The sequence below is a fragment of the Nonomuraea sp. NPDC059007 genome, from assembly GCF_042740555.1.
Classification (GTDB): domain Bacteria; phylum Actinomycetota; class Actinomycetes; order Streptosporangiales; family Streptosporangiaceae; genus Nonomuraea.
In genome coordinates, this window is record NZ_JBHYJD010000068.1 from 44,583 (window position 1) to 50,998 (window position 6,416).

The 6,416-nt window shown below is 69.0% G+C and carries 6 protein-coding genes; 1 reads left to right on the plus strand and 5 read right to left on the minus strand.

Translation table 11 applies throughout. The features are described from left to right. Nucleotides 1-5: 5 nt before the first annotated feature. Together ACFWY5_RS52725 and ACFWY5_RS52730 are read right to left on the minus strand one after the other, a co-directional pair. Nucleotides 6-728: a hypothetical protein gene (locus ACFWY5_RS52725; protein ID WP_379639579.1), complete on the minus strand. Its 723-nt coding sequence runs from the start codon at nucleotides 726-728 to the stop codon at nucleotides 6-8. A gap of 126 nt (nucleotides 729-854) precedes the next feature. Then, nucleotides 855-980: a zinc-binding dehydrogenase gene (locus ACFWY5_RS52730; RefSeq protein ID WP_379610458.1), complete on the minus strand. Its 126-nt coding sequence runs from the start codon at nucleotides 978-980 to the stop codon at nucleotides 855-857. A gap of 423 nt (nucleotides 981-1,403) precedes the next feature. Between ACFWY5_RS52730 and ACFWY5_RS52735 the strand changes: the two genes are divergently transcribed. Further along, nucleotides 1,404-3,275 (plus strand): alpha/beta fold hydrolase, encoded by a 1,872-nt coding sequence (locus ACFWY5_RS52735; RefSeq protein WP_379639580.1) that lies wholly within the window; start codon nucleotides 1,404-1,406, stop codon nucleotides 3,273-3,275. Between the two features lie 72 nt (nucleotides 3,276-3,347). Here ACFWY5_RS52735 and ACFWY5_RS52740 read toward each other — a convergent pair whose 3' ends face one another. The 3 genes from ACFWY5_RS52740 to ACFWY5_RS52750 all read right to left on the minus strand — a co-directional run bounded on the left by ACFWY5_RS52740 (nucleotide 3,348) and on the right by ACFWY5_RS52750 (nucleotide 6,274). Next, nucleotides 3,348-4,382: a TerC family protein gene (locus tag ACFWY5_RS52740; RefSeq protein ID WP_379610179.1), complete on the minus strand. Its 1,035-nt coding sequence runs from the start codon at nucleotides 4,380-4,382 to the stop codon at nucleotides 3,348-3,350. A gap of 186 nt (nucleotides 4,383-4,568) precedes the next feature. Then, entirely contained in the window at nucleotides 4,569-5,810 is a 1,242-nt protein-coding gene (locus tag ACFWY5_RS52745; RefSeq protein ID WP_379639581.1) for an SGNH/GDSL hydrolase family protein, read from the minus strand. A gap of 26 nt (nucleotides 5,811-5,836) precedes the next feature. Beyond that, the gene (locus ACFWY5_RS52750) at nucleotides 5,837-6,274 is read right to left on the minus strand and encodes a pyridoxamine 5'-phosphate oxidase family protein (protein ID WP_379639582.1); all 438 of its coding nucleotides are present in this window, start codon (nucleotides 6,272-6,274) and stop codon (nucleotides 5,837-5,839) included. Nucleotides 6,275-6,416: the final 142 nt, after the last annotated feature.

Consider the following 6,416-nt stretch of genomic DNA (forward strand, 5'->3'; position numbering starts at 1 on the left):
TTCGGTCAGCCCCGGACAGGCATGGCCCACGCCTTCGCGTAGGGTGCGCTGAGCTGGGCGCGCCGGGGGAAGTAGGCGTTCCTGAACGTCTGACCGCAGTCGGCGTCGATCAGGGCGGCCCTGACCTCCCGTTCGAAGTAGGGCTTGGCGGCCTCGGGCGACATGTTCGGCACGACGGGCAGGCCGTTCTTCGTCTTACCGCTGATCGCATGGAGCTCGTCGTGGAAGGGGCGGCTCACGGCGGCGGTGATCTCGGTCGGCTTGCTCGACGCGTGCCTCACTCCACGGGCGCTCAGGCAGGTGCTGTAGGCCTTGGCCAGCCGCAGCAGGTAGGGGTCGGTATCCAGCTCGCGGGACACCGCCGCCTGGACCTCCTTGCCGTAGCTCGTTTGGTAGTCCACGAAATCCTTCACGGTCTTGCCAGTGAGCCTCTTGACCGCGACGACGAAACAGCGTCCGAAAGCCTGCGCCCATGCCCTTCGCTGGGTGAGCGACAAGGCCTGGCGGAGCTTAATGTTGGGGTCCTTGTCGTAGGCGAGCCAGTGGTTGGCCACCGGGTCATCGGGAACGGCCAGATGGGCGAAGGCTCCGAAGCCGCGTCGGGCGGCCAGTTCCCTGCGGCTGACGGCGGAGGTGTCGGCGAGTCGGGCCTCGAAGGGAACGTAGGTGAAGCCCTCCTGCCGCATGCACTCCGCGATGAGCATCTGCTTGCGCATTTCCACGCTCACCCCCCGATCAGGACGCGGGGCCAGGGCAGTGCTGGAGGAGCAGGCGGTCAACGCCAAGACCAACCCGATCACAAGCGTTCGTGGCATGGCGTTGATTGTCCACCCACTCCGAGATCGGGTCGCCCTTCAACCGGTCCCCGTCTCGTTGGCCACGGCGAGGACGAGTTCGCCGGTGGTCCGGCCGGTCTCGCCGCGCCGATGTGCCTCCGCGGCCTGCTCCAGCGGCAGTACGCCGTCGATCTCGGCGCGCAGGAGGCCCTCGGCGGCCGGGCGACCGGCTCACCCGGCAGCGGGTGGAACTCGCCCGCCACCTGCTGGAGGCCAGCGACCTTTCCATCGACCGGATCGCCCGCCGCGCCGGATCCGGCACGACGGCCTCGCTACGCCAGCACATGCACACCGCCCTCGGCATATCCCCCTGGCCTACCGCCGAACTTTCCGCGCGTCCTCCCATGGTCGGGGGTGGGGCTGGGAGTCTGCTCCCAGCCGGTGATCCGCCATGTGGACGAGGATTTCCGGCTCGGGGCGGCTGAGACTGGAAGTCGTGATTACACCCGCTCCGAGGTTGACGCCGGCCGGCTCGCGCGAGCGCGGCACCGTGATGGCCGAACTCGGCGGGGCCGTACAGCATCGTCGGGCAGACCGTGCTCGACCGGTGATGCGGAGGTGGCGGTCATGAAGAGGGCTTTTGCGATTCTCGCCGGCGCGGTGGTCCTGGCGGCGGGGTCGCCGGCGGCGAAGGCGGCCCACAGGGACGGGCGGCTGATCTGGGGGGCGTGCTCGGACGCGGAGCTTCCCGCGCCCATGGAGTGCGCCTCGCTCGACGTGCCGGTGAACTGGGCCGCGCCCGGCGGGCGGACGGTCCGGCTGGATCTGGTCCGGCTGCCCGCCACCGAGCCCGCGCGGCGGATCGGCAGCATTCTGGGCGTCCCGGGCGGCCCAGGGAGCAGCGGCATCGACGATCTGAAACGGGCCGCGCCCGACCTGCGGGAACTTGGCCGCCGTTTCGACCTCGTCGGCTACCGGCCGCGCAACCACGTCTGGTCCAAGACCATGCCCGCGATCTGCCTGAAGCCCGGCACCGCTCTTGAGGATCCCCGCAGTCGCGAGCGGTTCGCCGCCCAGGCCGCCGTGATGGCCAAGGCGTTCCGCGACTGTCAGCGAGCGGATCCGACCGGGCTTTTCGCCCACCTGGATGCCGTGTCGGTGGCCAGGGACATGGAGGCGATCCGGGCGGCGCTGGGCGAGGAGCGGCTGAGCTTCATGGCCAACTCCTACGGCGGGGTGACCTCCATCGCCTACGCGCGCCTGTTCCCGCAGCGGATCCGGGCGCTGTACGTCGACGGGGTGGTCAACCATTCCGCAGGCTGGAACGACCAGGTACTCCGTGTCTCGGTCGCGTTCGAGCGGAATTTCCGGGCGTTCACCGGCTGGTGCGCGGCCACTCCCGCCTGCGCGCTGCACGGCGAGGACCCCGGAGCGGTATGGCGCGCACTCGTCCGCGCGGCCGACCGCGAGCCGATCTCGGCCACCTCCCCCGAGTTCGGCGAGGGCGAGATGACCGGATGGCAACTGCGGCAGCTCGCCTTCCCGACCGACCCGGGCCCGGACCACGCGAACTGGCTGACCTTCGCCGAGTCGGTCGACAAGGCGCGGCGGGGGGACGGGTCCGGGTTCGGCGCCTGGGTCCTCGGCAACACCCGCGTCTGGGCCATGCCCGGCGTCCTGGCGATGACCTGTGGCGACGGTCGCGGGTACGCCGGCCATGCCGAGCTGCGGACCTACCGTCGCGCGGCGGAGAAGGCCCTGCCGAATCTCGGCTCCGTCCGGCTCGACGGCCTGGGGTGCACGGGCTGGCCGTTAAAGGTCGCCAACCCGTCACGCCCGCTCCTGCCGGACGGCCTGCCGCCGCTCCTGGGCGCGGGAAGCGTCCACGGCGACCTGGTGGTGACCGAGAGCTTCACCCGGATGGTCCCGGGTTCGGTGAGCGTCATCTACGAGGGACACGGCCACGCTCTGTACCTGATGGGCAAGAAATGCCCGATCAGGCACGCGACCGCGTACCTCGCGCTGTACCAGCTCGGCACGACCTACCGGCAACTGGAGCGGGACCACCGCGTCCGCCCGCTCACGATCTCGGCGCGGCGCCCCGAGCCGGGCAGCAAGATCCGGGTGGTCTCCGGCAGCCTGAAGAAGGTCTACTCATGCGCCCTCGACCGGCTCTCGTACCGTGTGCTGGAGTCGGGCTACATGACCAAGGACGTCCTGCGCTACACGCCGGCCTGCAAGACCGGCCCCGGCACCTCGGGCTCCCCGGTCCTCGACGCGGCGAGCGGCGAGATCGTCGGGATCAACAACACCAGCAACCGCGACGGCGGCAGGTGCACGCTGAACAACCCGTGCGAGATGGACCGCGACGGCGTCATCACCGCGAAGAAGGCCACCGCCTACGGCACCCAGACGTACTGGCTCACCACGTGCGTCGCGCCGGGGAACGCTATCGACCTGAACCGCCCCGGCTGCCTGCTGCCCAGACCGGGACAATGAACACCATCGGACTTCTCATCCGACGGTGACAGGTTCGAGGCAGGCCCGCCGGTCGGCGGGCCTGCCCGATCGTCAGTCCCGCTGCTGGTCGGCGTGCTCGGGTACGGCCGGCTCGGTGGTCCGGCGGCCGTCGCGCCTGGACTTGACCAGGCTCGCCACCGTCGTAACGGCGAGAACGGTGACGATGACGGCCAGCGATATCCAGTTGTTGATCTCAGGAACCCAGGTGACGTGTTCGCCGCCGTTGATGAACGGCAGCTCGTTCTCGTGCAGCGCGTGCAGCACGAGTTTCGCGCCGATGAAGGCGAGGATGACGGCCAGGCCGTACGTGAGATAGACGAGTTTCTCCACGAGGCCGCCGAGCAGGAAGTACAACTGCCTGAGCCCCATCAGCGCGAACGCGTTGGCGGCGAAGACCAGGTAGGCGTCCTGGGTGATGCCGAAGATCGCGGGGATGGAGTCGACCGCGAAGACCAGGTCCGCACCGCCGATGGCGATGATGACGATGAACATCGGGGTCAGCATGCGGCGGCCGTCCTGCTTGATGGTCATCCGTGAGCCGTGGTAGACGTCGGTGACCGGGAACAGCCTGCGCACCAGGCGGACGACGCCGCCGTTGGGGTCGTACTCGTCGTCGTCCTTGCTGTCGAAGGCGAACTTCCACGCGGTGTAGATGAGAATGCCGCCGAAGAGCCAGAACACCCAGCTGAAACGTTGTACGGCCTGCGCGCCCACAGCGATGAAGACGCCCCGCATGACCAGCGCCATCATGATCCCGATGAGCAGGACGCGGTGCTGGTGGATGGCGGGCACGGCGAAGTTCGCCATGATGAGCATGAAGATGAACAGGTTGTCCACGCTCAGCGTGTACTCGGTGATGTAGCCGGTGATGTAGGCAGCCGCGTGGTCATCGCCGCCGAAGATCCACACGGCTGCGCCGAAGGCGGCGGCACAGCCGATGTAGAAGGCGATCCATCGCGCCGACTCGGCGATCGTGACCTTGTGGGGTCTGCGGTTGACGATGATCAGATCAAGCAGGATCAGTCCGAGCAGGGTGGCGATGGTGGCCGCCCACAGCCAGGCGGGCACGGGCAGGGGTGGGGGCATGAAAGCTCCTCCGACTTGGCGTTGGCACGTCCGTCGGAGGTCTTCTCCGCCCGCGATGTCGCGGACCGACCGCGCCGGGCCCCGGGGGCGGGTCCGTGATGACGACGCGGCCGCGAAGGAGTACTCCCCTCCACTTCGGGTGTGATCTTACATACTGAATGCAGTAGTCCGATATACCCCCCGGGATTAGAGGGCGGCGAGGTCGACGGCCTCGGCCATGGCCCGGTAGCCGGCGTCGCTCGGGTGGAGGCGGTCTCCGCTGTCGTAGGCGGGGCGGAGGCGGTCGGTGTCGGCCGGGTCGGCCAGTGCGCGGTCGAAGTCGACGATACCGTCGAACTCGCCGCCGCCGCGTATCCACTCGTTGACGGCGTCGCGTACCGACTCGCCGTGGTCGGTGAAGAGCGGGGAGTCCTTGAAGGGCGGGATGGTGCCGCCGATGATTTTCACGCCCTCGGCGTGGGCGGTGCGGATCAGCTGCCGGTAGCCGTTGATCAGGGCTTCGCTGGTCGCCTTCGGGTTCGGCGTCGTGCAGGTCGATGGCGCGGTGTCGCCGTGCATGATGTCGTTGATGCCGCCCATCGTGATCACCGTCCGTACTCGGGGGTGGTCGAGGGCGTCGCGCCGGAACCGGTTGAGGAAGCTCTCGCCGAGGCACGCCGAGTCGTTGAGTACCCGGTTGCCGCCGATGCCGCTGTTCAGCACCACCTCCGAGCGGCCCGCGCGCTTCAGCCGCTGGGCGAGGACGTCGGGGTAGCGGCGGTCGGCGTCCGTCGTCGCGGCCTGGCCGTCGGTGATCGAGTCACCGAAGGCCACGATGGTCTCCCTCTTGGCCGGGCGGCGGCCGGAGACGTCCAGGCCGGCGAGGTAGTACCAGGAGGTGCTCCGCTCGGCGAACGGCGCCGCACCGGCGTTGCGCGTGTGGTCGCCGGTGGCCCGGTAGGAGGTGGCGACCGCGAGGTTGTGGTTGGTCGCCGGGCCGGTGCGGTCCTTGAGATACAGGGTCACGGTCACGTGCTCGCCGGCTCTCACCCGTAGGTCTACCGGGTCGGCCGCCATGTGCCCGCCCGCGGGGATGGTCACGGACGCGGATCCGCCGAACCTGACCGTCCGCATGGTCGCCGGTCGCACCGTCGCGCCGCCCGCCGACCTGCCGATGCTCGCGCCGGCCAGGCGGAGGGGGGCGGTGCCGTACACGTTGGACAGCCGCAGCCGCAGGCTCGAACCACCCGCACCGACGCGGACGACCTGGCGCACGGAGTGGTTCCCGAACCCCGCGTAGGCCCAGTTGGAGATCCACTCGCTCTGGCTGGGATGTTGTACGGCGGCCGCCCACCCCCTTGTCCAGGTTTGCGTGGTGGCGGTCGCCGGGGCGGGCAGGGCGACGAGAGACCATGCCCCCAGCAGGGCGATCAACGGCCTGCGAAACACGTGCGGCGTCCTTTCGTGGTGAGGTGTCACGGTGCCGGGTTGACGTCCAGGGCGGTGCCGTACAGGCGGGACACGGAGATTTTGATGATCACACGCTGCTCGCGTGCCTGTTGTTCCAGGAAGGCCGGTGCGTCATCCACCTGGCCGGCGAACGCCAGCAACTCCTCCGGCCGCTCGGTCAGCTGAGCCTCGCCCTCCGCGACGGCGAACGACCACACGTCGTCTCCGCGTACGTGCAGGGCGACGCGCGGGTCGTTGCGGACCTGGCGGGCCTTGAGGCGGCCGGCGGTGGTGGAGATCCGGATGACCCGTTCGGCGGCACTCCATCGGTACAACACCGTCGACATGGCCGGGTGGCCGTCGCGCTTGACGGTGGCGAGCACGCCGAACTGCTGCTCCCCCAGGAGTTGTTCCAGTTCCCGCGTGGTCAGGATGCGCGGGGCCGGACCCGATTGCTCACTCATATGTTCCTTTTCGATCCAACTGTGGCCCGCATGCGGATCATCTCCAGGGCACTAGACTGACTACTGGTTAGCAATATAGCGAACAAACTGACCGAGGGTAGGTGAGCTTCATGACATCTCAGCGGATCCTGGACGCCGCCAG

Excerpts from the sequence above, each read along its gene's own strand:
- ACFWY5_RS52735 (WP_379639580.1), top strand. The coding sequence starts at position 1,404 with ATGAAGAGGGCTTTTGCGATTCTCGCCGGCGCGGTGGTCCTGGCGGCG.
- ACFWY5_RS52740 (WP_379610179.1), bottom strand. The coding sequence starts at position 4,382 with ATGCCCCCACCCCTGCCCGTGCCCGCCTGGCTGTGGGCGGCCACCATC.
- ACFWY5_RS52750 (WP_379639582.1), bottom strand. The coding sequence starts at position 6,274 with ATGAGTGAGCAATCGGGTCCGGCCCCGCGCATCCTGACCACGCGGGAA.